Source organism: Streptomyces sp. NPDC024632 (assembly GCF_055559175.1).
Genome location: NZ_JBVHLD010000003.1, coordinates 358977 through 385762, shown reverse-complemented (window position 1 = coordinate 385762; position 26786 = coordinate 358977). Strand labels below are relative to the sequence as shown.

General features: G+C 67.5%; 34 protein-coding genes. 3 read left to right on the top strand and 31 right to left on the bottom strand.

Annotation, left to right across the window (positions count from 1 at the left end; translation table 11 throughout):
• Positions 1 to 39 precede the first annotated feature (39 nt).
• Together ACZ37P_RS09115 and ACZ37P_RS09110 are read left to right on the top strand one after the other, a co-directional pair.
• Positions 40 to 762: a type II toxin-antitoxin system VapB family antitoxin gene (locus tag ACZ37P_RS09115; protein ID WP_467345748.1), complete on the top strand. Its 723-nt coding sequence runs from the start codon at positions 40 to 42 to the stop codon at positions 760 to 762.
• On the top strand, positions 759 to 1172 hold the full coding sequence (locus ACZ37P_RS09110; protein ID WP_467345747.1) for a PIN domain-containing protein: 414 nt from the start codon (positions 759 to 761) through the stop codon (positions 1170 to 1172). Before ACZ37P_RS09115 ends, ACZ37P_RS09110 begins: the two co-directional genes overlap by 4 nt.
• A 67-nt stretch (positions 1173 to 1239) precedes the next feature.
• Here ACZ37P_RS09110 and ACZ37P_RS09105 read toward each other — a convergent pair whose 3' ends face one another.
• From ACZ37P_RS09105 to ACZ37P_RS08970, 28 genes are all read right to left on the bottom strand, one after another.
• Positions 1240 to 1755 (bottom strand): DUF6907 domain-containing protein, encoded by a 516-nt coding sequence (locus tag ACZ37P_RS09105; protein ID WP_467345746.1) that lies wholly within the window; start codon positions 1753 to 1755, stop codon positions 1240 to 1242.
• A gap of 14 nt (positions 1756 to 1769) precedes the next feature.
• Entirely contained in the window at positions 1770 to 1976 is a 207-nt protein-coding gene (locus ACZ37P_RS09100; protein WP_467345744.1) for a hypothetical protein, read from the bottom strand.
• Positions 1973 to 2302, bottom strand: a complete 330-nt coding sequence (locus tag ACZ37P_RS09095) for an ATP-binding protein (RefSeq protein WP_467345742.1) — start codon at positions 2300 to 2302, stop codon at positions 1973 to 1975. The genes ACZ37P_RS09100 and ACZ37P_RS09095 overlap by 4 nt, the downstream gene beginning before the upstream one ends.
• 180 nt (positions 2303 to 2482) lie before the next feature.
• On the bottom strand, positions 2483 to 3331 hold the full coding sequence (locus ACZ37P_RS09090) for a helix-turn-helix domain-containing protein (protein WP_467345741.1): 849 nt from the start codon (positions 3329 to 3331) through the stop codon (positions 2483 to 2485).
• 17 nt (positions 3332 to 3348) lie between these two features.
• Positions 3349 to 3873 (bottom strand): DUF6879 family protein, encoded by a 525-nt coding sequence (locus ACZ37P_RS09085; protein WP_467345740.1) that lies wholly within the window; start codon positions 3871 to 3873, stop codon positions 3349 to 3351.
• Positions 3845 to 4087: a hypothetical protein gene (locus ACZ37P_RS09080; RefSeq protein WP_467345738.1), complete on the bottom strand. Its 243-nt coding sequence runs from the start codon at positions 4085 to 4087 to the stop codon at positions 3845 to 3847. The genes ACZ37P_RS09085 and ACZ37P_RS09080 overlap by 29 nt, the downstream gene beginning before the upstream one ends.
• 745 nt (positions 4088 to 4832) lie before the next feature.
• Positions 4833 to 5075, bottom strand: coding sequence for a holin (locus tag ACZ37P_RS09075; protein WP_467345736.1), 243 nt, complete (start codon positions 5073 to 5075; stop codon positions 4833 to 4835).
• A complete protein-coding gene (locus ACZ37P_RS09070; RefSeq protein WP_467345734.1) occupies positions 5072 to 5962 on the bottom strand; it encodes a peptidoglycan-binding protein in 891 nt (296 codons plus the stop codon). The genes ACZ37P_RS09075 and ACZ37P_RS09070 overlap by 4 nt, the downstream gene beginning before the upstream one ends.
• A 17-nt stretch (positions 5963 to 5979) precedes the next feature.
• Positions 5980 to 6318, bottom strand: coding sequence for a hypothetical protein (locus ACZ37P_RS09065; RefSeq protein ID WP_467345733.1), 339 nt, complete (start codon positions 6316 to 6318; stop codon positions 5980 to 5982).
• A complete protein-coding gene (locus ACZ37P_RS09060) occupies positions 6315 to 6530 on the bottom strand; it encodes a DUF7620 family protein (RefSeq protein ID WP_467345731.1) in 216 nt (71 codons plus the stop codon). The genes ACZ37P_RS09065 and ACZ37P_RS09060 overlap by 4 nt, the downstream gene beginning before the upstream one ends.
• Complete coding sequence (locus tag ACZ37P_RS09055; protein WP_467345729.1) at positions 6472 to 6840, bottom strand: hypothetical protein; 369 nt, start codon at positions 6838 to 6840, stop codon at positions 6472 to 6474. Before ACZ37P_RS09055 ends, ACZ37P_RS09060 begins: the two co-directional genes overlap by 59 nt.
• 96 nt (positions 6841 to 6936) lie before the next feature.
• Positions 6937 to 7896: a hypothetical protein gene (locus ACZ37P_RS09050; RefSeq protein WP_467345728.1), complete on the bottom strand. Its 960-nt coding sequence runs from the start codon at positions 7894 to 7896 to the stop codon at positions 6937 to 6939.
• Positions 7897 to 7971: 75 nt separating this feature from the next.
• Positions 7972 to 9966, bottom strand: coding sequence for a glycosyl hydrolase family 28-related protein (locus tag ACZ37P_RS09045; protein WP_467345727.1), 1995 nt, complete (start codon positions 9964 to 9966; stop codon positions 7972 to 7974).
• 37 nt (positions 9967 to 10003) lie between these two features.
• Positions 10004 to 10918: a hypothetical protein gene (locus tag ACZ37P_RS09040; protein WP_467345726.1), complete on the bottom strand. Its 915-nt coding sequence runs from the start codon at positions 10916 to 10918 to the stop codon at positions 10004 to 10006.
• A 13-nt stretch (positions 10919 to 10931) separates the two neighbouring features.
• Positions 10932 to 12092, bottom strand: a complete 1161-nt coding sequence (locus ACZ37P_RS09035; protein ID WP_467345725.1) for a siphovirus ReqiPepy6 Gp37-like family protein — start codon at positions 12090 to 12092, stop codon at positions 10932 to 10934.
• Between the two features lie 36 nt (positions 12093 to 12128).
• Complete coding sequence (locus tag ACZ37P_RS09030) at positions 12129 to 13061, bottom strand: phage distal tail protein (protein WP_467345724.1); 933 nt, start codon at positions 13059 to 13061, stop codon at positions 12129 to 12131.
• A gap of 21 nt (positions 13062 to 13082) precedes the next feature.
• Entirely contained in the window at positions 13083 to 17486 is a 4404-nt protein-coding gene (locus tag ACZ37P_RS09025) for a transglycosylase SLT domain-containing protein (RefSeq protein ID WP_467345722.1), read from the bottom strand.
• Between the two features lie 35 nt (positions 17487 to 17521).
• Complete coding sequence (locus tag ACZ37P_RS09020) at positions 17522 to 18016, bottom strand: hypothetical protein (protein WP_467345720.1); 495 nt, start codon at positions 18014 to 18016, stop codon at positions 17522 to 17524.
• Positions 18013 to 18348, bottom strand: coding sequence for a hypothetical protein (locus tag ACZ37P_RS09015; RefSeq protein WP_467345718.1), 336 nt, complete (start codon positions 18346 to 18348; stop codon positions 18013 to 18015). Before ACZ37P_RS09015 ends, ACZ37P_RS09020 begins: the two co-directional genes overlap by 4 nt.
• Positions 18349 to 18475: 127 nt before the next feature.
• The gene (locus tag ACZ37P_RS09010) at positions 18476 to 19048 is read right to left on the bottom strand and encodes a phage tail tube protein (RefSeq protein ID WP_467345716.1); all 573 of its coding nucleotides are present in this window, start codon (positions 19046 to 19048) and stop codon (positions 18476 to 18478) included.
• 52 nt (positions 19049 to 19100) lie between these two features.
• On the bottom strand, positions 19101 to 19526 hold the full coding sequence (locus ACZ37P_RS09005) for a hypothetical protein (protein WP_467345714.1): 426 nt from the start codon (positions 19524 to 19526) through the stop codon (positions 19101 to 19103).
• Positions 19527 to 19535: 9 nt separating this feature from the next.
• The gene (locus tag ACZ37P_RS09000; protein WP_467345712.1) at positions 19536 to 19778 is read right to left on the bottom strand and encodes a hypothetical protein; all 243 of its coding nucleotides are present in this window, start codon (positions 19776 to 19778) and stop codon (positions 19536 to 19538) included.
• A gap of 2 nt (positions 19779 to 19780) precedes the next feature.
• Complete coding sequence (locus tag ACZ37P_RS08995) at positions 19781 to 20071, bottom strand: HK97 gp10 family phage protein (protein WP_467345710.1); 291 nt, start codon at positions 20069 to 20071, stop codon at positions 19781 to 19783.
• Entirely contained in the window at positions 20071 to 20406 is a 336-nt protein-coding gene (locus tag ACZ37P_RS08990) for a hypothetical protein (protein ID WP_467345709.1), read from the bottom strand. The genes ACZ37P_RS08995 and ACZ37P_RS08990 overlap by 1 nt, the downstream gene beginning before the upstream one ends.
• Positions 20406 to 20807 carry a head-tail connector protein gene (locus ACZ37P_RS08985; protein WP_467345708.1) on the bottom strand — a complete coding sequence of 134 codons (402 nt, stop codon included), beginning with the start codon at positions 20805 to 20807 and terminating at the stop codon, positions 20406 to 20408. Before ACZ37P_RS08985 ends, ACZ37P_RS08990 begins: the two co-directional genes overlap by 1 nt.
• An 11-nt stretch (positions 20808 to 20818) precedes the next feature.
• A complete protein-coding gene (locus tag ACZ37P_RS08980; protein ID WP_467345707.1) occupies positions 20819 to 21154 on the bottom strand; it encodes a hypothetical protein in 336 nt (111 codons plus the stop codon).
• A gap of 9 nt (positions 21155 to 21163) precedes the next feature.
• A complete protein-coding gene (locus ACZ37P_RS08975; protein WP_467345705.1) occupies positions 21164 to 22486 on the bottom strand; it encodes a major capsid protein in 1323 nt (440 codons plus the stop codon).
• A 15-nt stretch (positions 22487 to 22501) separates the two neighbouring features.
• Entirely contained in the window at positions 22502 to 23131 is a 630-nt protein-coding gene (locus ACZ37P_RS08970) for a hypothetical protein (RefSeq protein WP_467345704.1), read from the bottom strand.
• A gap of 97 nt (positions 23132 to 23228) precedes the next feature.
• Between ACZ37P_RS08970 and ACZ37P_RS08965 the strand changes: the two genes are divergently transcribed.
• Entirely contained in the window at positions 23229 to 23429 is a 201-nt protein-coding gene (locus ACZ37P_RS08965) for a hypothetical protein (RefSeq protein WP_467345703.1), read from the top strand.
• Here the strand turns inward: ACZ37P_RS08965 and ACZ37P_RS08960 are convergent.
• Genes ACZ37P_RS08960 through ACZ37P_RS08950 form a run of 3 tightly spaced genes read right to left on the bottom strand, consistent with a single transcriptional unit; the run spans position 23426 to position 26740 of the window.
• A complete protein-coding gene (locus ACZ37P_RS08960) occupies positions 23426 to 24934 on the bottom strand; it encodes a phage portal protein (RefSeq protein WP_467345702.1) in 1509 nt (502 codons plus the stop codon). The two genes, ACZ37P_RS08965 and ACZ37P_RS08960, sit on opposite strands and share 4 nt — an antisense overlap.
• Positions 24934 to 26232 (bottom strand): PBSX family phage terminase large subunit, encoded by a 1299-nt coding sequence (locus ACZ37P_RS08955; RefSeq protein ID WP_467345701.1) that lies wholly within the window; start codon positions 26230 to 26232, stop codon positions 24934 to 24936. Before ACZ37P_RS08955 ends, ACZ37P_RS08960 begins: the two co-directional genes overlap by 1 nt.
• Complete coding sequence (locus tag ACZ37P_RS08950) at positions 26210 to 26740, bottom strand: hypothetical protein (RefSeq protein WP_467345700.1); 531 nt, start codon at positions 26738 to 26740, stop codon at positions 26210 to 26212. Before ACZ37P_RS08950 ends, ACZ37P_RS08955 begins: the two co-directional genes overlap by 23 nt.
• Positions 26741 to 26786 lie beyond the last annotated feature (46 nt).

Here is a 26786-nt window from a genome sequence, read left to right as displayed (position 1 = left end):
GGCGCACCTCATCTGGCGTGGAGACGTTTACGGAGACTTATGCCTAAGACAACTGTCGACATTGATCACGAGCTGCTGGAGTCCGCCAAGGCAGTGCTGGGTACCTCGACGATTAAAGAAACGGTTCACGCTGCCCTCGCGGAAGTGGTTCGACGGACGGGTCGGGCGCGTGCCATCGATGAAATCGCGGGGATGGTGGAATCCGGTGAGTTGGATCTGAGTATTCTGGGGCAGGATGACTCGCAATCTCCTGTCGATGCCCCTGAGGATAGTTCAGATCCCCTTAGGCCAGTTTTTGCCGCGAGAGGTCGTGCTCAGTCTGAGCTGTCGACTAAGAGATCAAATAGTCTCGCAAAAACCTGGGCTACCCAGATGGCTGCCGGGCGCGAAGGTCTCGATCGCAGGGAGTTGCGTAGCTTGCGATGGGAGCACCTATATGAAGCAGCAGATGAACTAACTCGCGAGATGGCACGGGAGGGACCGCATGCCCCTGTGGATTTTCTCGTGCACTTGCCTCCCGTGGATGCGGGCACCGGTTCGGTATTGGGTTCGACTTTTCTGGATCTACATCATCTGCGCTCAGAGATGTCAAGCATCTTGGCTTCTGCCCGCACGAACGCTGGCGGAAGTCATACTTTCGAGATTCGGCCTATGTCCATGAAGGTGCACTGGGGCGAAGGTGATGAGTTTGACTCCATCGAGGATGTTGAAGTCGAACTTCGCGCATCCGGTCAGGGCAACGAAGGGGAGTCGTCAGATTGATCTCATATCTGATTGACACCTCTGCTGTGGCCCGCTTCTTCCAGGGTCCGGACAAGTACCCCGAGTGGCGCCAGGTGATTGAGGGTGGCCAAGTCGGCCTTGTTAAATTGAACGAGTTCGAGGTTATGCACTCGGCTCAGCGCGCAACGGCTAGACCGGCGCTGCTGCGTCGTTTAGAAAGGGTTTTCGAGATCGTAGTGCCGGACGTTGATGCCTACGACTTGGCACGTGGTATTCAGGAAGCCCTCACGAACGCGGGCTGTCATAGGTCAGCCGGTCCGGTGGACCTCATGCTGGCCGCCACCGCTTGTGCCCGGGATCTTGCGGTGATCCACGTGGACAAGGACTTCCAGGCCATCGCCCGGTGCTGGCCGCTCCGGCAGCACCGTATGGACCTGGAACTGCCGTAGGGCATCCGCTCCACAAAGGCCCCGGCCGCCGCAGGGGGATGCGGAGACCGGGGCCGTCTGAGAGGGGTCAGAGCGTCGGGTCCGGGCTGTGGTGGGTGGCCCAGTCGGCGCGGGCGGCGAGCAGCATGGGCAGTACCTCGTGGTCGAGGCGGTCCGCCTGGGCCCGGAGCTTGGCGGTGAACTGGGCGAGCCCGTCGGGGTCGAGGTCGCCGATCCAGCAGGCGGCGGTGATGTTGATGCTGGCCGTGGGTACACGGGACTGGGGGTCTTCGGCGTACGGGTAGCAGCCGATGCTGCCGAAGAGCAGTTGCTCGTCAGCCGCCTGCTGGCTCGTCCCCTCGGTGGTCTCGACGCGGACGGTCTGGCCCTCGAACTCCGTGTAGTGGTTGAGGTCGCTGACCCGGGCGGCGAGAAGCTCAATGGGCACATCGGTCTCGCTGGGGTCCTTGGCCGCCCACGTGGGCAGGTAGCCGGTGACGGTGTGCCCGGTCGTTGCCGTGATGGTCCAGCACTGCCCGAGGTCGGGTAACGCGGTCGAGGACTCGGCGTGGGGCGGGGCTGGGTGTATGGGAGTGCCGGTCATGGGAGGTTCTTCCCCTACCAGTCGGTTCGGTCGGTTCGTTTCGTGATGACCCGGAGCTTCGCCGGGGTGGGGGCGCGCCATTCGCCAGGGCCGTTCACCGGGCGCAGCAGGTACGTTCCGTCGCTGTGGACGTCGGAGAGGATGGCGTTCCGTCCCGTGACCGGGTCATGGACCAGATCGCCGACCCACGGTCCGGACGGTGTGAGGTCTTCGTGGGTCATGGCCTCTCCTCGTTCTTCAGAACGCCCCAGACCCGCTTGCCGAACGGCAGGAGGTCTGTTCCCCATCGGTCGGTGAGCCTGTCGATCATCGCCAGCCCTCTCCCTCGCTCTTCCAGGAGGTCCGCCTCCCGGCGTGCGGGGAGCTTGCGGGACCTGTCCACGACCTCGACGCGGAAGACGTCCGGTGCTGGGCGGTTGACCGAGACGCGGATGAGGTGGCCGCTGGTGTGCTGGGCCGCATTGGCGACCAGTTCGGTGACGATCAGGGCGCCGTCGTCGGCGAGATGTTCGGCTCCCCAGACGCTCAATGCGGTGCGTACGAGCATGCGTGCGACCACCGCGCTTTCGGCGGAGCACGGCAAGGTCTGTGTGTACCCGGGATGTCCTTTGGGGCGCGCTACGGTGCTCACAAGCATCAGGACCTCGGTGGGAGCGAGTTGGTGTCTGCTGACCGTAGGGATGACGCTGTCAGGGCCTCAACGATTTTCTACGGATTTCTACGCGTGCTACCCGAGGTGGTTAATCGCCTCGGTGACCAACTCCCGCGCGGGAGCCCCGAAGACCGCTTGGGTCCCCAACTCACGGTGAGCCCTGATGTATTGCTCGACCTCGCTCGGGGCAGTCACCTTCACCGCGGCCGACAGTAGCTCGACGTGGACACGCACGTCGTCGAAGACGTTGAAGGTCTCCAGGGGCCAGACCGGCCGGGTGGCGGTGAACGGGATGATGCCCAAGCTGATGGAGGGCACGGACATCAGGGTGAGCAGGTAGCCCAGTTGGCCGGCCATGGTCTGCGGATCGCCGATCCGGTACCGCAGGACGGATTCCTCGACCAGTACCGCGAACCGCCTGCCACCCGTGAACAGCACCCTGGACCGCTCCATGCGGGCCGCCACGGCCTCCTCCACGTCGTTCGGAGCCCGGTGGAACTCCGAGATGGACGAGAGCAGCGCGGTGGCGTAGGCGGGCGTCTGGAAGAGCCCGGGGATGACGTTCGAGCAGTACACCCGGAAGAAGCTGGTGCGCTCGTACAGCTCGGCCCGCTTCTCCTGGAGCTGCCGGAGCCCGGTGCGCTGTACGCGTCGCCACTCGACGTACAGGGAGTCGGCGGACTGAGCCGAGGCCACCAGATCGTCCGCCTCATGCGCGGCGTCACAGGCCCCGCACCAGGCCCGGATGTCGGGTACCGACGGCGGGGTCCTGGCGTGCTCGATGCGCGAGACCTTCGAGGGGTACCAGTCCAGCCGCTGTGCAAGCTCGGTGGACGTCAGGCCCGCGCTCTTACGGATCTCGCGGAGGCGGGCGGCGAGTTGACGCCGCGCAGCTTGAACGGCTGCTGATGGTGATTCGGACATGTCGTTGCTTCAGCAGGTCAGACCGTGAACCGCTCGTGGGGGATGGCCCTCTCCCAGACGCCCTCGAAGGCGCCGGTCACGTTCTTGATGACCCCAGGGTCGTCGGTCAGGGTGTGTCCCACGAAGGCGCCGTCGCCGGAGAAGAGGCCGAAGCGAATCAAGGCGTCGTCGAAGACCCAGAAGTCGTTGCCCGGGATCAACAGGTCCGAGGCCAGGCGGCGCGGCAGCCAGCGAACCTCCTCGCCCGCCAGCATGTTCTGGAAGGTGCACGAGTGCTCGTACCGGATGTACTCGGTGACCGGCTCGGAGACGATCCTGGCCCGGCGCACGGAGACCCCACCGGCCACGGCCTGGGCCACCGCGTCGTGGAAGGCATTCCACCACTGGTCACGGGTCTCCGGCGTATGCCTGCGGCCCGCCTTCCACGCCACGAAGTCCTCGTCCTCGTCGGTGACGCCGTACACATCCCGGGTCTCCAGGTGGATGGCCGACGAGCGGCACCCCGCCAGCAGGTCAGCGAACGGCGGAACCGTCTGCGACATCACACGCCTCCCTGATGGCGGCCACCATGCGCGCGGGGAGCCGGACGACGGCCTCGGTGGCGGGGATGCTACCGGTCTCCAGGCACTCCCGCTCCGTGTCGTCGTCGGCACGCCAGCCTTGGATGACCAGGTCGTTCGTCTCGGCGTCCACCCACACCGTCGGGCAGTTGTCGCCGTTCGTGTTCGGGTCCTTAGCGATGAACCGTAGCGTCATGGATCTCCCCGATCCCTCTGGTTTCTACGGACTTCTACGACGGTCGCCTATCGGGACACCGGGGTCAACCGTGCATCAGCAGCATGGGGTCACTGATTCTCTGAAGGGACCTCTTCAACGGCGGGGATCCCGCTTCCGTCGTCCTCCAGCGCGCTGCGCGCGATCACCTCGAACCGTCCGATCTCAGTGATGGCGAGACGCATAGCATCGCCAAGGTTCGGCGGCCGAGATGGCCGTTCCCCGGGGCTCAGCAGCAGATCGCATGCATTGGCTAGGCGTCCTGCCGCCCGTGCGACCTCGGCAGGACCGGCGACGGCGACGGTTGCTCTCGCGCGGTGCAGGTTCGTTACAGCAGTACGGACCCGCGCCCACGACTCGGAGTCCTCGACATTGACCTTCTCCAAGACCGATCGACCAGCGGCAAGGAACTCGGCGTATGCCCTCTGTCGCGGCTCGCGTCGTTCTCGCAAGCTCTCAAAGCGGCGCTGGCGAGCAGCTTCCGTCTCCTATGCAGCGCCCTGCAATCGGGCAAGGCGGAGCTGGAACCAGCTCGTCCCGATCGCGGTGGCCGTGGCCAGACCACCGCCAATTGCCGCACCTACTACTGCTGCTACGCCCGCATCCATGGCGGGATTCTTGCCAAACAGCAGCGGCTCAGCAGGCCAAACGACGAAAGCGCCCCCTCATCTCCCAGAGGAGATGAGGGGGCGCGGTTGGTCCTGCCAGAGACCAGGAGGACCCGACGCTACGGGCCGTCGGGGGATCGAGGGGTGTGCTTCGCGGCGTAGCCGGCCAGGAACGTGACGGCCGTCGGTGCCACCGCCAGGATCACGAACTGGAGGACGCTGGGCAGCGATTCGAGCAGCGCGTGCTTGTCCTGCACCTGGTTGATCAGACCCACGGCCACCGAGGCGACGAAGGCCGCGGTGGTGGAGGCGATGACCTTTGCCTCGACCTTGAGCTTGGCGAGCAGTCCGGCCACGGTCACACCACCTTCGGGACCTGGAGCTTCGCCCAGGAAGCCGGGCCGGGCGGCCAGGTGGCGGCCGAGCCGGTGTAGCCGAGCTTGCGCTGAAACGCCTGGTACGAGTCCACGTCTGTCTGGCCGAGCTTCGGGCTGGGGCCGACCTTGTACCGGCCGCAGCCCTCGGCGACCAGCCGCTTGCCCATGGCCGTGAAGATGGCGCTGGACTTGCCCAGGGCGGGCCTGGAGCCGCTCATGAAGAACGCGGCGCCCGGGAACGGCTGGAGGGCCTTGGCGGGCACGTTGGAGCCCGTGGTGCCCTTCGGCGGGGCCGGGAACGCGGGCCAGGTCCCGGGGTCGGTGTGGGAGTTCTCCGGGACCTGGGCGTGCGCGTACCAGCCCGCGTGGGTCTCCCAGGTGGACTCCGACCGGTTCGAGGTGAACGAGGTCGGCCGCCCCATGGGCCAGACGTCCGGCACGCCCCAGGACTTGATCCAGGTGTGCAGGGTGTCCCAGCCCTTGAGCGGGGTGTCGGTCAGGTGCTCGTACGCCTTGCCGTCGTACCGGCACCAGGGGAAGAACAGCGCCTCGATCTGGAGCACGACCGAGCCCGCCCGGTTGGTGCGGGTGCCGCCGGGGTGGTCTTCCACGGAGAAGGACCGGGAGTTCGCCGGGAGGAACTGCGAGATGCGGCCGGTGAACGGGTCCCAGAGGACGTGGGGCGCGACGCCCTTGCCACCTCCGGTGAAGTACGAGCGGAGGTTCTCGTACGGGACCAGGTCGATCGGCTTGGCCTGGGTCGCGTTCCGGTCGAACGTGATGTGCGCGATTGCCTTGGCGGGGCCGCCGTCGGTCGGGGCGTGGTCGCCGATGTCGTGTCTCTCGGCACCGGGCATCCAGATCTCGGCCATGGATACCTCCAAGTGGTTCAGTGCTCTGGCGGGGGAAGGACGACTTCCAGGGGCGCAGTGGGCGCCCAGCGCCGGAAGCGCAGGAAGACGACCAGGAGGAGGGCCTGCCAGGCGACGACGGCCGCCAGGAGACCCAGGGAGATCGCGGTGTCGAGGAGCCCGTGGGAGGGCTGCGGGCCGCCCCGCATGATCGTGAGGATCAGCGCGCGGGCCATGGAGAGGCCGGGCAGGACGGCGCAGCCCGAGACGAGCAGCGACACGGGCCGCATCCACTCCCGAGGGCGGTGGAGCAGCAGAAAGGCCCCGGAGAGTCCGAGGCCCAGGCCGTACAGGGTGTAGAGGAAGAAGGAGGTCATCTGGCCTCCCGCCGCTGGTAGATGATCGACTCCAGCCAGGTGTCGAAGTGGTTGGCGGTGTTGTGCTCGCGGATACGGACTTCGAGCTGCCGGGACTCCCGGAGGTCGGCCTTCGCCTTCGCCAGATCGCGGTCTGCCTGCCGGAGGGAGGCGTCAGTGGCCTTGCGGGCCTCCTCCAGAGCCGAGCGGCGCAGGATCTTGGGAAGGCGCATAGGTCACTCCTGGTCGGTTTCCTCCGTGTCCGAGTTCGTGCAGCAGCGTGAGGAGGGTGTTCGCCTGCTCGCGGGCCGCGTCGCCCTGCTGGACGGCCCGGTCGAGGGCCTCGCGGGTCTTGCGGTGCGCTTCCTGCTCCTTGGCGAGCTGCTCGCGCCACATGTCCACCGTCGTCTTCGGGACGATCAGTCCGAGCAGGAAGAGCAGCACGACGATCCCGCCGGGCCCCCAGGTGATGAGCTTGTTCACGATGTCGTTCGAGGGCTCGTCACTGGCTGCCGCCAGGATGGTCGTGAGGGTGTAGATCAACAGGCCCCCTTGGTGGTCGTGCGATCAGGGGCGCGTCTGGCGGTACGCGAGCATGAAGAAGCCCCGGCTGGTCGGCCGGGGCTTGGGGCGGGTTGGTCAAGAGGCAGGCGGGGTCGTGGCCTGCTCAGCTCGTTCTCCTAGAGTCCCCAGCCACTCGTTGATTTGGGCCTCCACCCGCAATAGTGGAACGTCAGGGAGCTGAACGTCGTCCATGATGTCGACGCCGGAAGCATCGAGCTGTTCGATGGTTGCCAGCGGAAGCGAGCACAGGCTGCATCCGTACCCTGCATAGGCTGCGCGGCGTCCGCCTCGGTCACCAGCGCCCAATTGGCGTGTGGCCAGTAGCACCACGGCGTGAGGGTTCTGGCATGCGGCACAAGTGGCGCGGCCAAACAGGATGGGACCACTCTCTTCTGTGGGATACCCGATGAGTCCCTTCAGTGCGGCCTGATCTTTGAGGAGCTGCACGGCGCTCTCTGGCAGACCCTTGATGCGCTCCGCGTATCGATGACGTGCCTGTTCGATGCGCCGTTTTACGTCCCGCTCGACCTTTTCGAGTTGGTCGTTGAGTGAGATGTGGATGACAGAGTGCCACTCGCCCCAGTACTCGGCGATGTCCAACCCGAGATGCGTCAGCAGCCTGTTGGTCGTCCGACCGAACGTGGCCAAGACGTCGGCGCTGTCCGAAGCGGCCGGACCGAGATGAGCCACGCCGTTACGCAACTCAATCAACTCGTCCAGTTCAGGATCTTTCGGCAGCCATCCGGCCGCCCGTATCCTTCCGAGCGCTGCCGACGAGCTGACGGTCCGTACCTTCTCTCCAGAAGGCCGGAGCCCCGCGAAGTGAAGCAGTGCCCTGTCGTCTTTGAACGCACCCATCTCCATCAGGAGCACAGGGTTGACGTTGGCCAGGGTGGCCTTCAGGAGGCGCTCAGCGCTGACGCCTGCCAGCAGCACGAACAGCTCTTCGTCCTGGTCACGGTGTGCTTGGAGCGCGAGCTTGGCGAATTTCTTCGCCCCGGCAAACAGGCTCTCGTAGGAGAGCGATTCGTCCATGGATGGACGCTAGCGCCCCATGTACTACCAGCGCGACCAGTTACTCCAAGGAATCCTGGGGCCGGCTCGGGGCTGTCAGGCAGGTTCCACGATCATCCAGGCGACGGTGGACGTGTCGGTGCTGCTGGACGAGGTGATGGTGAACGAAGTCCCGCTAGCCCTTGCGGACACTCGCAGGAACCCCACCGTTCCGCCCCCGGACTGGACGGTCAGGAAGATCCTGGAGCTGCTCATCACTGCTGTGGTGGACACCGTCACGGTTCCGGCGACCAGAGTGGCCGTGCCCATCCGGGCGTTGGTGCCCTCCTTGATCTTCAGCCCCTTTCCGGCGGTGTTGGCGACGAGGTCCCCGGTAAAAGTCACATCACCCGATGACCGGGTGATCGTCACGGGGACGTCGATCACCGTACCGCTGTCGTCATACCTGGCGATGTTGAAGTTCGTGCCCGCGTTCGCCCCCGACTCTGCTGACGATGATGCGCGCACAGCCCAGCGCTTACCGCTGGTCGAGGTCCAGAACTCGATGTCGCGGTTGGTCCCCGTAAGACCGTTGATCCGGAGGATATTGGCCTGTTCCAACGTGGACGTGCCTGTCGCCGGGTCGGTGACGTTCTGACGGGTGGTGCTGTCGAACACGACCTGCTTCTGGGAGTCCAGGATCGCCGCCACTGTGCCATTGAGTAGAGATCCCGTCACAGACACCTGCGGGGCATAGGTCATCTTCAGCCCGTAGTCCGGGCAGTAGATCCCAGTTCCCTGGTCGTTGTGGTTCACGTTGATCACGCACCCGGTGAGTGTCACCGGGTTGTGGGCGGTTCCGCTGGTGCCCACGATGTCGATACCGGCATATCCGGCCGCCGTGACGTCGTCATTGGCGCCGTCCCGATTGGCCACGCACCCGGCGAGGATGATCGAGCGCTGACCGTTGCCGGTGCACTCCAGCCGCCAGCCGCTCTTCTTGGAGCGGTCCGTGTCGCAGTCCAGCCACCTCAGACGCGACGATCCTGCGGCGTAGTAGCCGTATCCGGCGTTGAATTCCGACCGGCAGGCGAGCCAGTCGATGCTGATGCCGGACTCGACGTGCCATCCGTCGCTGACGTTGGCCCCGGCCCAGCAGCCCGTGTAGGTCATGTCGGTGATGGCGAAATCGGCGCCGCCGGAATTGGCATGGTGGTAGCCGGAGCCGCCGCAACTGTGTGCGGAGACGTTGTTGAGCTGCCAGCCCTTGGCGTGCTTGGCGGAGGCGCTGTCGGTGCGGATGCCGTGGCCGGTGACGTTGTTGACGCAGACGTTGCTCAGCCGGACGTCTACGACCTCGCCGGTGGCGTAGATGCCGTCAACGCCGACCCCGAAGTTGCCGCCGTCGATGGTGAGGTCGGTGATCCGGGCGGCTGACATGTAATTTTCTGCGTATCCGCCCTGGGCCTTGTCGAGAATGCGGATCATTGCGGCGTCCCCGAACCCCGACATCGCCTTGATGCCCGAGGGGAGCTGCGGGGTGTCGCGGGCGTACTGCGGCCAGTGCGGAGCGTAGACGCCGCGCAGGGTAGTACGGGGCGGCAGGACGAGCTGGCCGGAAATCCGGAACAGGCCGGGCGGGAAAAAGACCGTGCCACCGCGCGGGCAGGCGGCGATGGCTGCACGGATCGCCGCGGTGTCGTCGGTGGCCCCGTCGCCGACGGCTCCGTACATCTTGACACTGAGGTACGGCAATTCGGCGTGGTCCACCTTGCTGTGCTGGAGGGCCTCAACCTCATCGCCGATGTCCGTGGCCGTCATCAGGAGCCGCAGGCCGAAGCCGAAGTCCACATATAGGGAGGTGACATCGTCAGGGCCGTAGAAGCCCACCTGTGCGTTGTCGTCGGCCTCCAGCGTCGTGATGGGGGAGTTGTTCAGATCGGTGAGGTCGGCAACTTGGGTACCACCGGTCAGCGAGTCCCAGACAGTCCCCACGGCGCCGGGTACCAGCTCAAGGGCAGTACCGACGGGCTGCATGGCGAAGTCGCTGGTGCCGAGGCCGAAGAGGTGGCGGGCCACGCGGGTCTCCCGTTCTGCGGCGAAGCCGCGCATGAAGAGACCCCGGACGCTGCCGGGGTCGAAAGGTAGGTCAGAGCGAGTAGCTGACGCCGTCGAGAGAAATGAAAGAAGGCGAACTGCCCGCGAGAATGCCCACCTTGGCGGTGCCGTCGGGGGCTACCTCCAGACGAGCGGACTGCGACGCCCCCCATTCCGTGGGAACAAGGTGGTAACGGGTAGAGGAAGGACGCGCCTCGGCCGGGAGGGTGGCGACGATGGTGAAGACTCCGCCTGGGAAGTCAACAAACCGGTGGTTCACGATGCCCCGCATGTAGACCATGCCGTCCTTCACCCGGTAACTCGGGGCCGCGCCTCCAGCTCCCCCGCTGACGATGCCATTCAGGCCAACGGTCTTCCAACCTGTGTCGGCCCCGGCCGTGGCGAGAAGTTCGAAGCTCACGCCGTTGCCGAGGAACACGCTCTTGCCCTCGACGATGAGTTGTCCCTTGGCCGCGGGCGGCCGGGCGCCGGAGTTGCTGAGGGTCACAGGACGCCCCAGGAACCAGCGCTGGTCCACCACCCCGGACGGGGCCACGACAGACGCTCCAGGAGCCACCGTGACCTGCGCGAGCGGGATCTCCCAAGTGCCGTTGAGGGTCTGGGTCACGGATGGGAACCCCGCGCCGCCGGTCTTGTATTGGACCGAAGTCACATCCGCCGACGGGTCGCGCCGCAGGACGACCAGGTCCTTGCGTGCCGAGCCGCCGCCGGAGTTGCTGGGCACCGACACGTTCAGGCTCGCGCTGTTCGAGTAGTACGTGCCCTGCACCCACGCCTCTCCAGCGGCCACGGCGACCGTGGAGGCGTTGGAGCCGCCGACCCGCAGGTTAGTACCCGTCGGGTCGCTGGCGAGGACTCCGTCCACCTGGGCCATACGGAACATCGAGGACCACTGGTCTTCGGTGGTGATGCTCGACGAGCCGAACGGGAACGACGACTGCGTCATGAAGACCTCCAGATCACGAAGGCTTGCGCGTTTCCAAACGCCGGAGCCGGTTGAAAATGCGGGTGATGTACGAGAACTGCCGAGCCACGAAGTCCTGGTTGTTCGTGGAGTCCGAGGAGCCGATGACGGCCTGAGCGACGTAGCCGCCCTGGGAGTCGTAGGTGATGCCGACCTCGCGGACGACGTCGGAGAAGAAGTCGTCCCGGACCTGGCACGAGACGATGTCGCCGACCGTGTAGTCCACTCCGAACTGGAGCAGCGGGGTGTCGATCGGGGTCATCGTCAAGTTGGCCTGCGCTGCTCCGGAGGTGAGCGCCTCGTCAGCGGCCTGGTCCATCTGCGCGTCCCGGTCGGCTGCCGTGCTGTCCACGGACGTCTGGTCCACGAACTGCTCGATCAGCGGGCCGGGGAAGGTCGAGTCCGGCCGCGTGTAGACCTTCACGACCCGGGCGCTGTCGGTCCCTCCGGCCACGACAACGGCCTTGGTGCAGGTCGGCGCGGTCACGGAGTACGAAGCGCCGAGGAGGTTGCCCAGCGCTATGGAGAACTTGGCGGTGCCCGAGCGGTCGGCCGGCTCATACACCTGGAACTGGAGCGAGCCGCTCACCTGGACGATACGGAAGCCGAGTCCGGCCGTCTTGGCGATGTCCTGGAGCACGGCCAGCAGGTTGTCGAACTGGTTGAGCTGCTTGGTGATGCTCGACCCGTGGGTGCCGTCGGCGGCCAGCGTGAGGTTCGTGATCTTCCGGGACGTCTGGGCACCCGGGCCGATGTTGAGGTTGACCAGGGTCCGCATGGCCGTCTCGGCCGCCACGGCGGAGATCTTGTACACCGGATCGGTCTGGGAGCCGGGAACCGCCGTGGGATTCGGCCAGCAAGTCGTTCCGGCCAGCAGCGTCATGTCGTCCACGCCGTTGACCGTCAGGACCCCGGCGCCGCCGTCGGTGTCCGAGAGTGACCAGTTCGGCTCGCGGATCGGCCCGGACATCAGCACAGTGGAGCCGCGCCGGATCACCAGGCCGTTGCCGGGGATCAAGAAGTCGGCCTGAGGCGAAGCGGCCGAGATGTTGAGGACGTACGCGCCGACGGCGTTGAACCGGGGCGTGATCGCCACCGAGGTGAACTCGCTGATCACGCTGAGGATGTCCAGGGTGCTGTTGCACCGAACCTGCACTGTAAGTGGAGGAGTACGGAAGTCCACCGTCGCCTCCTACGCGGTCAGGAAACGCGGCTGGTAGTCCAGGTGTACGTACGAAGGGGTGTCGGTGCCGACCATCGACAGCGAGACGTCGTTGAGGCCGGGCGCCAGGCTCCACAGCGCAGAGTTGGCGGAGAGGTTGGGCCACCAGTTCGTGAAGCCGTTCAGCACGGCCTTCTGCACCCGATCCCGGGTGTCGATGACCAGGACGTCACTGGAGCCGAGCGAGGCCGTCAGCGAGAAGCTCAGCCCGGTCGTGGTGTTGCTGATGGCCACCGACGTGGCTGGCCCATGGATCGTCCATACCGGGGATGCGGCAGCGTCGCCCGCGTTGGTGATTGTGGTGTCGCCGAAGACCTGGGAGTCGCGGACCACCAGCGGGAGGACCGGGAAGAACTTCCCGGTCGCCGGGGCGTTGAACTCCATGTGCTGCGAGTCCCCGAGCCAGTACGGGCTGGGGCACGAGAACGTCAGGCCGACGGTCTGCCACCGCATCCCCGAGACGTCCTGGCCCGTGTCGCCCTCGGCGCCGGAGACGTACACCGAGCTGATCGTGCGGAAGCTGCCGTCGGCCTCGGTGACGGTCAGGGTGCCGGGGCCGAGGTACGGATTCAGCGTCGCCATGAAGGTGCGCTTGCGGTCCATGAACGTGGACCGGGAGACGTCGAAGAACGTCACCGGGAGGAAGATCTCGCGCGGCTGCATCCGCAGCCCCCGGACGGCGTCACCGTCGATGCCGGGAGAAGCGTCCCGGTAGAGGTCGGGCACCGGCATGTCGAGGCCGCGGATGCCCGGCTGGAGAATCCAGCCGGTCTCCCAGTCCGACAGAAGCGTGGTACGCCCCTGGGCGTCGGTCCAGGAGATGTCCGGCACCTCCAGCGGGAAGGCCGGGGGAGGGTTGATGCCGCCCGGCGGAGTCCCGGAGGGGCGTACGAAGATCGGCACGTGCGCCTCCTCTGGGTCCGGTCAGAAGGCGATTTGCGGGCCGTACAGCGCGGCGTAGTCGCGCAGCGCGTCCCGGACCGCCTGCTTGGTCGGCTTCTCCGTCGTGCTCGTGTGCAGGTGGACGTCCCGCACTCGCTCCTCGCGGGCGGCCGGGGCGGCCTGGGCGCTCATCTGGCGGGCGATACGCATCGACTCCGCTGTCGAGTGGACTTGAGCTGGCCGCTTGAAGCGGACCAGTTCCGGCCCCTCCTCGCCGACCCAGGCGGTCTCCCCGGCCTGCGGGTATCCGCCGCTCGCGTAGCCGCCGGGGCGGTCGTACGCCTTCGACAGGGAGCCGTAGGCCGAAAGCGCGTACCGCATGGAGGCGTAGAGGTTCGCCAGGGGATCAACCGAGACGCCGTAGGAGAACGGGCCTCGGTTCTTGTACGCCCCGGCGTAGGCCCGGAACGTCCCGGCGATGACCTGCATCAGGCCGACGGACGGGTGTCCCGCCTGCCAGTTGCTGTCCGTCCGGTTGACGATCGTGGGGTTGCCGCCGGACTCCTGCTGCATGCGGCGCAGCGTGGAGTTGAGCAGCGAGGACGGCTGATTCACCAGGGCAAGCGCCTGGATCACCGTGGGGATCCACTGCTTGACGCCCGCCGAGGGTTTGTAACCCTTCAGCGCCGCCGAGCTTCCGGCCGCGCTGCCCTCCTTGCCCCGGATGAAGCTCACGATCTTGGAGGCCAGGACCACCGGGATGTCCCCGACGATCTTCGACCAGACTGTGTCCTTCGGGTTGACCGTGAGGGACTTGACGCGGAGCACCGTCTTGAGCGTCTTCTCCGCTGCCGCCGCGACGCCGCCGCGAGCCCAGTCCGCCGCAGTGTGCAGCAGATCCGCTCCGGCGCCGACGGCACCCTTGACAGTGTTGCTCACCGGGTTGTCGGTGATGCTGTCCCAGATGCCTCCGCCCCAGAAGGCGCGCCGTGGAAGCCCGTTGCCCAGGAGGGCCTGGACCCCGGCCACACCTCCCTGGCGGGCTGCGGCGTTGAGGGCGTTGATACCCCCTCGGCCGACGGCCCGGGTGACCTCCGGCCGCATGATGGCCTCGCCGCCGGAGAGGTCGAGCATGCCGCCGGTCGGCGATATGAACCGGTGGACGTCCCGGCCCGGGGTGTAGCCCGGGAGGATGCCGCCGGACGCGAAGCCCTTGGGGAGCTTCATCGCGCCGATCTTGCCGATGCCGGGGAGCCGGGCCGCCGTGTTGTTCCAGACGGCCCGCAGACCGTCGTTGAAGACGGTCTCGATGAGGAACTTCACCGGCTTTCTGGCGACGCCCTGGAGCTTCCCCCAGGCCGTGTCCACGCCGGACACCGCCGACTCGAAGAAGCCGACCACCTTGTCCTTGAAGCTGGACACCCAGCCCGGCGCCGTGCTGGTGAAGAACGTCTTCATCGGCCCGAGCGTGTGGCTGTAGGTGGCGTTCCAGGCGCTGGCGATGCCGTCCCGGATCTGCTGCCAGTGCTTGACCACGTACACCGTGGCCAGGCCGATCGGGCCGGTGATGACGCCGAGGATCAACGGCCAGTGGCCCTTGACCCAGTTCAGCGTGGAGGTGAAGGCGCCCGGAATGGTCTTGGTGAAGAACGGTACGAAGCTGCCGGTGAACCAGCCGATGACCGCGAGGGCCGCGTCCTTCACGGCCTTGAACGCGCCCTGCACGATGGTCCGGAAGGTCTCGCTGTGCTTGTACGCGTAGATGATCCCGGCGGCCAGAGCAGCGACCGCCAGCACCACCAGGATGATCGGGTTGGTGCTCATGACCGTTGTGAGAGCGGCCTGCGCCGCCGTCCAGGCCGTCGTGGCCAGGACAACGGCCGCCTGGCCCAGCGCCCACAGCTTCATCGCCGCGACGATTGCGAGGACCCCGGCAGTGACGGAGCCGAAGACCACCTTGTGGCGATCGACGAACCCGAGGAAGACGGTGACCGGCACCAGCGCACTGCTGACCAGATCGGCCGCGACCGGTGTCACCGCGCTCAGCCCGCCGACCAGGTCGTTCAGGATGTACGAGCCGATGTCGAGCAGGAGCGGCGCCAGCGGCTTGAGGGACTGCCAGATCCGGCGGCCCGCGTCGGCCACCGGCCCCATCAGGGGCCGGAGCATGACGAAGGCGTCGTTCAGCCCGGAGCCGAGGTACCCGATCAACTCCACTACGGGCGGACCGAGTTGGCCGATGACGACGCCGACAGCAAGAAGCGCCTTGCCGAGCAGCGGTGCAACGGTCGAGGCCAGCGTGCCGACAACCGTGAAGAACGCCTTCAGCCCGCCTTGGACCTGCGGGCTCGAAACGATGTCGGCGATCTCCGACGTGACCGTCTTGAGGACGCCGAGCGTGCCCCCTCCGGTGTCGGCCCCGGCCGAGAGGACCGAGCCGAGGATGGAGAAGACGTTCTTGCCGACGTCGCCCAGCTCGCCGATCAGATCGACGGCCGTGCTGATCGCCTTCTCCAGGGAGCCGGACTTGAAGGCGCCGGAGAGCTTGACCGCAAGGCGGTCGATGACGCCGCCCGCCGCCGTGGTGACCCGCTGGAAGGCGGGCTGCGCGGCAACGGCGACCTCGCCGAATCCCGTGACGATCTGGCCGGGGATCCGCGCGAGCGGCTTGAGGGACGACGTCGCCCCGTCGAAGACCTTCCGGAGCGTCCCCGTCTTGGCGAGGTTGTCCACCGCCGACAGCGCGTTCTTGGCGACGGTGTTCAGGATCCCGGCAGCGCCGGTGAGTCCGCTGCGCAGAATCGGGAGGACCCGACGACCCACCGTCGTGAGCCGACCGCCGATCCCAGCGAACAGACGGTCCTGTACCCCGAGTTGCATGGAGTCCCAGGCGGGCTTGAGGCCCTTGACCGACGCGACGAAGCCGCGGGCGTTCGGGCTGAGCTTGCTCAGCGATGTGTCGAGCGCCGAGGTCTGCGAGACGGCCGACGCCTGGGCATCGACAACACGCTGCTGAGCGTCGGCAACGGCACGCTGGGCATCCGCGATCGACCGGGCGCCGTCCCGCGCCGTCTTCGCCGCAGCAGTGCGGGCGTCGGAGAGCGCCCGCTCCTTGTCCCGGATGTCCTGAGTCGCCTGGGCCTGGGCCTTCTTGGCCGCGATGACGCCCTTGGACCCCTCGACCCCCGCCTTCTGGGCGGCGGCCTCCTGGGCCTGAAAGTCCTTGGTCTTCTGCTTCTGGTCGGCCAGGTTCTGCGCGGCCTGGTCGTACGCGAGTTGCGCTTCCTGGCGCTGCCGCTCGGTTGCGTTCGGGTTGGCGAGAACCTTGTCCAGCGCATCCTTGGCATCCGCGACGGCCAGGACTGCTGCCCGCTCGTCGAGGACCGAGTGCTTGAGCTGGTTCTGAAGGTCGAGGAGATCCTTCTGCGCCTGAACCCGGGCGTCGTTGAGGTCTTGCTGCGCCTGCCGGGCCGAGACCTGGGCCAAGGTGAGGTCGCGCTCGGCGGAGGTGACGGAGCGCGAAGCCGCCTGGTTGGCGGCAGCCGCGTTCTCCCGGGCGACGCCGACCTGCTCGACGGCCTTCCGGACCGCCTCCTCGGCGCCGGAGATCTGGTTGGCCGCGCCGACCGCCTTGGTAGCGTCCGCCGGGGCGAAGGCGGCCTTAAAGGCGTTGCCGAGCCCGGCCGTGCCGAGCTTGATGGCGCCGAAGACCGAGCCGAGGGTCGCAACAGCCGGAATCGCCAGGGCTGCCGCAGGCGCGATGGCCGCGATGACGTTGGCCAAGGACCCCGCGACGGGGATGGCGGCGCCCAGGAGCAGTGCCTTGGACGCCAGACCCCCAACCGCGTCCCCAGCCGAGGTGGCAGACGCGACGATGCGGGAGATGGCCGAGGAATCGACGTCCGCCCGGACTGTCGCTGTGCGCGTACGGGCCAGGTCCGCGAGACGTGTCGCTGCCGCAGCGGTGTCCGCGTCGGCATTGATCGTCGCCGTACGGGCACGGACGAGGTTGGCCAGCTCGTCGGCCGCGACGCGGGTGTCCGCGTCGGCGTTGATGGTGACCGTGCGGGGCCGCGTGAGGACGTCCAGGTCGGCCTGGACGGCCCGGTAGGCGTCCCGGTTGATGACCGGGGTGATTCGGACGTCCAGAGCGTTCTGGACGCCGCCCAGCTCGCTGTCTACGGCAGCCCGGAGAGCACGGCCGTACCGCTGGCCGATGGTGCGGCCCTTGAGCGTGGCGGTGCCCTCAGCCGCGTCCAGGGAGCGGCGTAGGGCGGCGTCGATGCCCGAGAAGTCGAGCGCTCCGGTCAGAGACCGGGAGAGCTTCTGCCCCAGGTCTCGGCCGAGCCGCTCGACGGACGGGGTGAGCGAGGAGTTCGCCTGGGAGGCGAAGCCCGAGACGTCCGGAACGACGGAGGCGACGACCGAGCCGACGTTGGTGGGCATCGCATCCCCCTCGACGTCTCGGGCCGTTGGCCGGCTCAGTCGGGGTGGTGCATCAGGCGCAGGTGCTCTTCCCGGGCCTGTTCGAGCTTCCGGGCGTACTCCGCGTCGTTCGCTCCCGGCCTGGTGGCGGCACGGAACGCGGCCTGACGTCGGGCGAGTTCGGCCTCTCGGGCCTCTTCTTCAGCGATCTGCTCCAAAGAGCGGAGATCGGGCCTGCTCCACTCTAGGAGCGGGGGCAGCTCGCTCTGCTTCGTGCCGTTCACCGCGAGGAGCATCCGCACGTTCTGGTGCTGGATCGTCAGGCTTGTGGCGAGCATGTGCTCCAGCTCGGTCCACCGCCGTCGGGAATGGTCACCGGACATGGCCGAGTAGGTCATGGAGTCCGATGGCAGAGCGAGGAAGAACTCCCACAGCTCTAGCCAGCTCATCGAGCCGTTGCCGGTCTCGTTGCGGTGAAACTCGTTGAGCGAGCGGCCGGGGAAGTACCGGGCGATGTCAGCCCGCAGGTCGGAGGGGTGCTCCTCGATCACTCGGAGGAGCTGGTCGATTCCCCCGGGGTCACTCCGGCGTCCTCGTTGAGCGCCTTCATGATGTCCTCGAAGTCACCCAGAGTCATGCCTAGTTCCAGGAGGCGGTCCACCTGCTCCTGGGAGGAGATCAGCGACAGGATCTTGGTGACGTCCTTGTCGCCATCCGTCAGCGAACGGATCTTCTTGACGACCTTCATCGGCCACCAGGGGGAGAGGGGAAAGACGAACCGCTCGTCGTCGAGTTCGACCTCCAGTTCCTTGGCGCCGCTGGCCTCCAGGCGCTGGGCACGCAGGGTCCCCAGGTTGATGCGCTTGCGGTTGGGCTTGCTCATGGCGTTCCTCAGCTCTCGCGGGTCGCGCGGGTCAATGCACTGGCCGGAGCGCAGACCCGCGAAGGACACTCCGGCCAGTGGTCGATGCGGATTTCACCGTCTATGCGGTGAACCACTGCATGTCGGGTCAGCTCGGAAGCGGGACCTGCCCGAACATGCGGACGATCGAGGCCGCGCCTCCGGGGGCGGTCAGCGAGGAGAACGTCAGCTCGTAGTTCTGCACCGAGTCCGACTTGTGCGGCAGGTCGCCCTTCTCGGAGACCTCGGCGCGGGCGACGATGATCCGCTTCGGGTACTCGCCGTCCAACACGTCCATGCCGAGCGCGTACGACATCGACTCGGTGGTGTCCGGCTCGTTGAAGGCCAGGAACTGGGTCCCGGCCGTGCCCGAGGTGGTCATGTCGGCCATGTCCACGCCGTAGTACAGCGCCAGCGTCAGGGCGCTGGTCTGCATGAAGGTGACCTTGAACTTGGTCTCGCGGTCGGTCACCTGGGTCCGGACCGGGTCCTGACGGCCCCACGCCTTGAAGGTCTGCCGGTTCTCGTTGAGCGCCTCGTTCAGGCCGTCCTCGGTGACGTATCCGGCGTCCAGCCAGCCGTCACCCCAGACCGAGTAGGGGTCGGTGGGCGAGGTGGTGCCGACGGGGGCCACGTAGAACAGGCCCTTGACGCCGACCCTGACCTGGGTCTCATCAGCCATAGCTTCTCCTGTGTCGAAAGTTCAGCCTGGAGAGGCCCAGGCGGGTCGCGGGTCAGGCGGGGCGAACGCGCAGTCCGGCGGTGTAGCCGATGCGCGTGACGTTCGTGTTGGGCTCTTCGGGCCGGATGGCTGGCCCGCTCTCCTCCCAGGTGCGCAGCACGAGGCCGCCGTCCCGGGTGGTGCCCTGCATTTGCTCGACGGCGGCCCTGACCCGGGCCATCGCGTCGGTGGTCTCCACACGAGAGGCGGCGTAGACGTCCAGGGAGATGCGGGCCTCGTCGTGCAAGCGGCGGCCACCGAGGGTTCCGGTGGTCCGTACGCCGCCGATCCGGGCGACCCAGACGAAGGGGAGAGCGGCGGTGAAGTCGTCCCCGCCGGGCCGGATGGTCGCGGCCTGGTAGCCGGTGACGTCCAGGAGCTGGTTGATGACCATCGCCTCGACGTCGGAGAAGACCAGCGCCGTCAGAGGCTCGGTCACCGCGGTCTCCTATTCGGTCGGCAGGGTGTCCCGCTGCTCGGCCTTGGGCTTGGGCTGCCGCCTGGCGGGCGCAGGGGCGTCCTGGACGGGCTGGACGACCTGGGGGAGATGGCCCAGCCGCAGGACAGGCTCAGCACCCTCCAGGTGCCCGATACCGGCTCTCACGAGGTCGCCGACGGAGTCGTCCGGGACGTCCACGACATCGCCGGGCCGCTTGCCCTTGTAGGCGAAGACGAGCTTGAGCTTGGGCATGATCAGTCCCTTGCTGCGTCGAGCGCAGTGCCGATGACGTGGTGAGCCGGGCGGGTCTCGTCCCGGGTGCCCAGCTCGATCACGGCGGCGTACTCGACGTCCGAGAGGATCAGGACGGAGCCGTCGGCCGCGTCCTGGGCGTGGATGGAATCGCGGTAATGCCCGGTGCGGACGGGCGCGTTGGTCTGCGCCACGGTCACGACCCGGTCAGCCCGCTCGTGCAGGTCGTCCTGGACGAACTGCTCGTGGACGAGGGAGGCGATGGCGGCGTCATCGGCCTTGAAGGCACCCATCAGCCGGTCACCTCCCGCAGGACGAGCGTAAGGTGACTGAGGACCGCCAGAGGTCCCGCACCCTGCTCCCGGCCCGGCCGCCCGGTGACCTCGTACGTGACGCCGTCGATCTCCACCCGGTCGTACTCGCTCACCACCGCCTCGGGCGGAAGGAAGCACTGCTGGTCGGTGGCGACCTGGTCGCCCTGCTGCACGGTCTCCGTGGAGCTGAGCGGCTGGAGCATCGCGGCGTACGGCGTTCTGCTGGCCGTGGACCAGTCGCCGGGCACCAGATTGTTCTGGCGGTCCCGGATCTGCTCCGGCCTGGCGACCACGGTGGCGGTGACGTTGCTCATCAGGAGCACACGGACACCCCCCAGATGTGCGGGTGGACCGGAACAAGGCCCTCGGTCTGGAGAAGCGCGACCACGTCCGGCGAGACCCGTGACGTGCCCGATCCGACCAGGGACAGCGCCCGGACCATCTTCTGATTGCCGACGGACAGTTCGGAGACGTTGGCGTTGGCGCCCGTCTCGTCGCCCAAGTCGGCGATGTACTGGGCCTGGAGGCACACCGCGTCTCGGAAGACGTCCGCCAGCTCGGGGTTGGTGGGCAGACCGTCAATGGTCGCGTACACCGCGCCGATGAGGAGCTGGTCGAGCTTCCGGGAGGCGTTGGCCAGCAGCCGGGCCGCGTTGGCCGGGACGGGGTCGGGGTCGAGGAAGTTGGTGAACTCCTCGACGGTGGCGTACGGCATGACGCCTCCCGTCACAGGGTCAGACAGGCCACCGTGACGCTGGCGACGGCCGACAGGTCTACGAACACGGTGCCCGTGTTGTCGGGCTGGTCGAAGTCGTCCGGGAACGGCCCGAAGAACTTGTCCGCCCCGGCGCCCACCGTGGCAGTCGGCGACGTGACGGACTGGCCCTGGACGGTCCGGCCGATCTTCAGCGTCACGGTGATCGAGGCGCCGGAGGCGTTCTTGATGTGGAGCATTTGCCTGCCGCTGGAGCGGAAGGAGACGCCCGCCGCGTCCGGGGACACGTAGGTGGGCGCGAGCCCCAGCACGGCGAAGCGCTGAGGGGTCAGTTCGGTCCTGGCCATACCGTCCTCCTACTGGACCTTGACGTTGCGGAAGACGGCCGCCGCCTTGGTGGCCTTCAGGACCACGGCGATCGGGCCCATCTCGACCTCGCCCTTCTTCACCGCGCCAGCGGTGGTGAAGTCCGGCAGGTAGTGGGAGACGATCTGGCCGCCGACGGTGCTGACGCCGTGGAAGCCGTCCAGGCCCATGCGGACCGCGTACAGGTCGGTGAGGCCCGAGACGGAGTTGTCGCCGGTCTGGGTGACGGTGACGCCGGGCGAGGTGCCGCCGGTCAGGGACGCGCCGGAAGCGGTCACACCGACCGACAGGTGTGCGAGGTCACCGGTGAAGGTGAGGGTCTTCACGGTGGTGCCCGTGACCGTGGCGTTGCCGGTGCCCACGTTGGACAGCCCCGTGATGGCGGTCTGCACGGTGGAGGCCGTGGCGTTGTAGGCGATGCCTGCGGTGGTCTGGGTGCTGCCGCCCACGGTCACGCTGACCGTGTAGGTGCCGCCCGTGGGCGAGCCGGTGATCTCCACGGTCCAGGTGGAGCTGTCGGGGTCGCGGGTGCCGATCGGGATGATCGGGGACGAGGTACCCGCCTTCTCGCCCGGGTCCACGAACACGATGTCGCCGTACTGCTCCCGCACGATCGGCCGGCCACCCGGGCCGAGCAGACCGTCCACGGGGTTGCGGGTGTAGACCCCGGCACGCCGCGACAGGGCCCGCACACGCGCCAGGGCCTTGGTGTTGCCCAGGATCATCGTCGGGGCGCCGTCGAGCATGGACAGCCACTCGTCGAGTGCGTCGAGGGCTACCTGAGCCGAGGCCGGGTTGGTGTCGAAGTCCGACCAGTCGGTGGTCTCGGTGGCGCGGAACTCGGTGTCCGAGCCGCGCAGGGCCTTGTCGAGGCCGTCGAAGCCGTTCTCGGCGTCCGCGTCGTCCCCGTTGTCCACGTCACCGTTGATGACGGCGTCCTGGAAGCGGGTCTTGGTCGCCTTGATCTTCTGCGACATGTTCAGTGCGACGGCGCCGGAGGCGGCCGGACCGACCTTGGCGATGACGCGGTCCACCTCGAAGCTGCCACCCAGCACGGCCAGATCGACGCTGTAGCGCTGGGTCTGGACGTTGCTGGGTGCGTACTCGGTGTTGAGCGCGCGGAAGGCCGCGGTGGGCTGGGTGACCAGACGCCGGTAGCCGTAGGTCAGGGTCGCGCCGCCACCGGCAGGGTTCACGACGTCGTCGAAGGTGAGCGCGTCCAGGACGGCACTCTCCTTGCGGAACTCGTCGATGACCTGGACGTCAACGGCGTCCGTCGCGTTGTTCTTCGCCTCGCTGAGGGTGACGGGCATGGGCTCTTCCTTCGATCAGTTGCCGCGCATCCGTGCTGCCACGGCGTCGGCGAGGTTGGTGGGCTTCCGTGCTCCCTCACCGCGCCCGGACAGCTCCGTCCCGCTGCGCGCGGGAGGGGCCTGTGCCGCGGTCTTGAGCTTCGGGTTGGACTCGACAGCGGCCTTGATGGCGTCGCCGACCTTCGTGGCGAAGTCGTCGGCGTCCGGGTCGAGGTCCTCGACCTGCTTCAGGAAGCCCCGGCTGTCGAGCAGGGCGTTGGCATCCGCGCTGTGCTTGGTGGCGGCCTGGTAGACGGCCAGCTCCACGGCGCTCTGCCGGGCCTTGCCCTGCGTGGCGGTGAGCTGCTGGGCGAGCTTGTCCGGGTCGGCCTTGCCGTCGTCCAGCTCGATGCCCGCCTTCTCGGCGAGCTTGGCCAACAGGGCGGACTGCCGCTGGAGTTCGGTGGTGGTGCTCTTCGAGCGGTCCTCGTGCTTGCGGGCCTGGGCCTTCCACTTCTCGGCCTCGGCCTGCCAGTTCGTATCGCCGCTCTGGGTGCCCTTGTCGTCCTTGGCGGGCTCGGGCGGGTTGTTCACCGGGGGAGCGGTGCCCTCCGGGTTGGTGACGGTGGTGTCCGCGCCCGTGCCGGGCTCTGCGGGGGTCGCCATGGTGGTGCTCCCTTGTCGGGTGGGGGTGCCCATGCGGGCTCAGCAGATCCAGTCCGGCCTGCTGACGTCGTGTGGAGGAGCGGGTACGTTGCGCCGCATGACCCAGAACGTGTGGATGAGCGACGAAGGCGACCGGTACCACGCAACCGAGGACTGTCACGCGCTGCTCAGCGGGCAGGTGGGCGGCCTCGCCCAGGACTACGAGCTGCACTCCGTGAAGAGCGTCACGGTGGCTGAGGCGGAGAGCCGGGGGGAGACGGCCTGCCTCGTCTGCGGCGGCACCCCGGAAGCCTCCTAGGCGGCTGCCGGAACGTCCTCGGGAGGTCCTGGAGGTGCAGTCGGCGCCGTAGCCGGGACGGCTTCCTCCCGGATGCGGGCGACCTCTTCGAGGACCTGCTCGTCCCGCCAGTCGGGGTTGAGGCGGCGCACCTTCTCGTACGTCGAGACCGCCCCCGCCGCGCTGAGCAAATTGAGCTGCTGGGCAACCTCGTTGGGGTCGGGACTCACGACGTCCGCGAACTCCACGTGCGGTACCTGGGGAATGACCGGAGTGCCGAAGACGGCACGGTCGATCTCCAGGAGAACGCCGAAGAGGTGCGCGAGGGCCGGACGCCAGTAGCTCGTCTTGTTCGCCCGGGTGGTCAGCGACTGACGCTCACGCGCTGAGATCTCCGTGGCCGTGGCGACGACCTCGCCCGCCACTCCGAAGGTCTGGAGGCTGTAGCCCGCGCCCAGGATGATGCGCTCCGCCAATTCGGCACACAGAGCGCGGTGCTCCTCGGTGCGGATGGCGAACTGGACCTGCTCGATGACCGAGCCCTTGTCCTCACCGGGCGCGAGGGCGAGCGGGGTGAACAGCTCGCGCTCGATGTCGAAGGCCGCGCCCTTGCCCTTGCCGAGGTTGTCGAGCACCTCGGTGCCGACCAGCAGCCGGGCCTTGCCGAGCCGCAGGTCCCGCATCCAGTCGCTGTACGCCTCGTCGAGTGCGTCCATCAGCGGCTCGACGCCGGAGAAGTCGGATCGGCCGAGGTGGGCCGCTGCGGGCAGGTGCCGCCACAGCTTGTTCGGCTTGAGGTTCGGGACGTAGGCCGCGGTGAGCTTCAGCGTCCCCGTGGGGATGCCGTCGCCGTCGACCACCAGCTCCGCGAGGTCGGCGGTCTCTGGGAAGTCCGCCAGGGACATCTGCGTCCCCAGCTCGTTCGCCGAGCCGACCCACACGGAGTGCCGTATCCAGCCGGGCTCATGCCGTTCGAGCTGCCGCACCACGGTGTTGGCATCCTCGCGGATCACGTTCCAGAAGGTGACGGCGCTCAACCGGCCCCACTTCCACTCGGGGACCGCGATGTCCGGGGAGGCTGCGACGAGCCACGGCTTGTCCTGGACGCTCTGGTCCCACACCACCCGGAGATAGACGCCGCCGAGGGCTGCCGAGACCTCCGCCGCTTCCCGGAGAACGGCGTACGTGGTGTCGTCGGCGAGCTGGTCCAGGCGCTCCTGGGTCGCCTCGTAGTCCACCGTGAGGTTCAGCGGGGACCCGAAGAGCAGGTTGGCGCTGGTGGCCGCGATGGCACCGGCAAGCGGCACATGGAGCTTGGAGGGCCGTTCACCGAGGGGAGTGGGCTGACCCCAGAACCATCGGCCCAGGCGGGCGAGGAAACCTTTGCGCCGCCGGATCGTCATGTCGTTGGGGGAGTTGAGGTACGCCTCGGTCAGACCCTCGGGAGTTCCGGCGTACCAGGCGCTCCAGACGTCCTGCTGGGCGAAGACCTCGGCGAGGTCCGGGGGAGGCCATGCAGTGCCCACTACGCCGCCTCCTTCACCGTGATGTCGATCGAGGACCGCCAGATGTGCTGGGTGGTCTTGATCGCGTAGCGGAGGGCGTCTGCGCCGTGGTCGTTCTGCTTCAGTGGTTTGTCCTCGCCGAGGAGGGCGGCCTTCTCGTCCCAGACGTAGCCCTGGATCTCCTTGAGGAGGTGGGCGCAACCGCGATGGATCCGCAGACGGTCGGAGGCGAGGAGATTGGACACGAGCCGGATGCCGGAAAGCACCTTGTTGTGCGCGGGCACCGGGTGGAGTCCGTCCCGGCGGAGCTGCGCGTGGAACGAGGCCGCCGAGGGATCGACGACCGTGAACATCGGCTGTACGCCCCTGTCCCGGCTCCCCGGCGGCTGAAGCCCCCTAAGCCAGAGGACAAGCTGCTCGGAGGTCTCGACGTCGGTGAGCTGCCGCTGCTGGGCCCGCGCGTCGTACCGCCACTCGCTCGTGACGTATAGGCAGTCGTCGACCCCGAGCCCCAGCAGAACGGCGTGGGTCGGGTTCGAGGTGCCGTAGTCGATGCCGACGGCTATCCACTGCCGGATCGCCGGGACGATGTCCACGACGTGCCGGGACTCCTCGAACATGTCGTAGATCGCGCCCTGGGCGGCGACCCACTGGCCGAGGATGAACCGCTTGTAGAACAAGCCGACGTTGCTGGCCTTGATGTGTGCGACGTACTCGGCATCCAGGTGGATGTTGTCGTCGAGCGTGAAGGAGAAGACCTTCATCGACCGGCGCTGCTCTGGCAGGTCGATGAACTTCGCCTTGAGCCAGTGGGCCGGCGAGTCGGGGTTCGTCGTGGCGTAGATCCGGGCACCCCGTACCCGCATGCGGGTCAGGAGCATGTCCCAGAACGGCTCGGGGAGCAGCGTGGCCTCATCGACGTACGCACCCGCGCACGTCATGCCCCGGATCTTGGACTCCGACTTGATGTCGTTGGCGCCGATGACGTGCACCAGGCGGCCGAAGATCTTCGCGGTCGGGGCTCCGGAGTTGTAATCGACCTGGAGCGCCAGCTCCCCGAAGATCTCCGGGTTCATAAGCGGCTGGAGGGCGTTGCGGTATACGGAGTCGCGGGTCTTGCCGACCATCACCAGTTCGCCCGTGGTGGACGCCTCGCGGACGAACATCACCCAGGCCCACAGGGAGGCGATCGTCTTCCCGGAGGAGACCGCGCCTTCCCAGAGGGAGATCCTGCGGTTCGCCGCGGTGATGCTCAGGACCTGCTTGGGGGAGAACCGCTCCAGGAGGGGTGCGTACCTAGCCGCCGTAGTCGGCTGCATCGCCGATCCCCATGTCCTGGGCGAGGGCGTCAGCAGCAGCCGTCATGGCGTCACCAAGCCCCCGCAGGAGCCCCTGGGCCTCGTCCCGTCCGGCATCCCCGGCGTTGACCTGTTCGAGGCGTACAGCCGCGTTCAGGGCCGTAGAGAACGACTGGGTGAAGTCCTTGAACTCCCGCGCGGGTGGTCGGCGTACGAAGTGGGTGACGGGATTGCCGAGGTGGTCGAAGCCCGTCAACTCGTACTGCTCGAAGGCCCGTGAGTGTGCTTCCTCGGCGAGGTCGTACGCCGCCTGGATGTTCCGCTGACGCCGGTCCGTCAGGTCGATCTGACGGGCGTCAGTGGCCGCTCGGGTGGCGGCCCTGTCGAAGGCCAGCCCGAGGCGGTTCGCGTGGTTGGTGATCGTGCCGACCGACCACTCCATCTGACGGGCGATGTCGTTGCGGCTGACGCCGTCAGCGTGGAGCTGACGCAGCCGCTCCTCGTCCTCGCGGGTGAAGGTACGGGCCATGGCCGACTCACCCCCTCGCGTATGCGGGACGACGGGTGACCGGTCA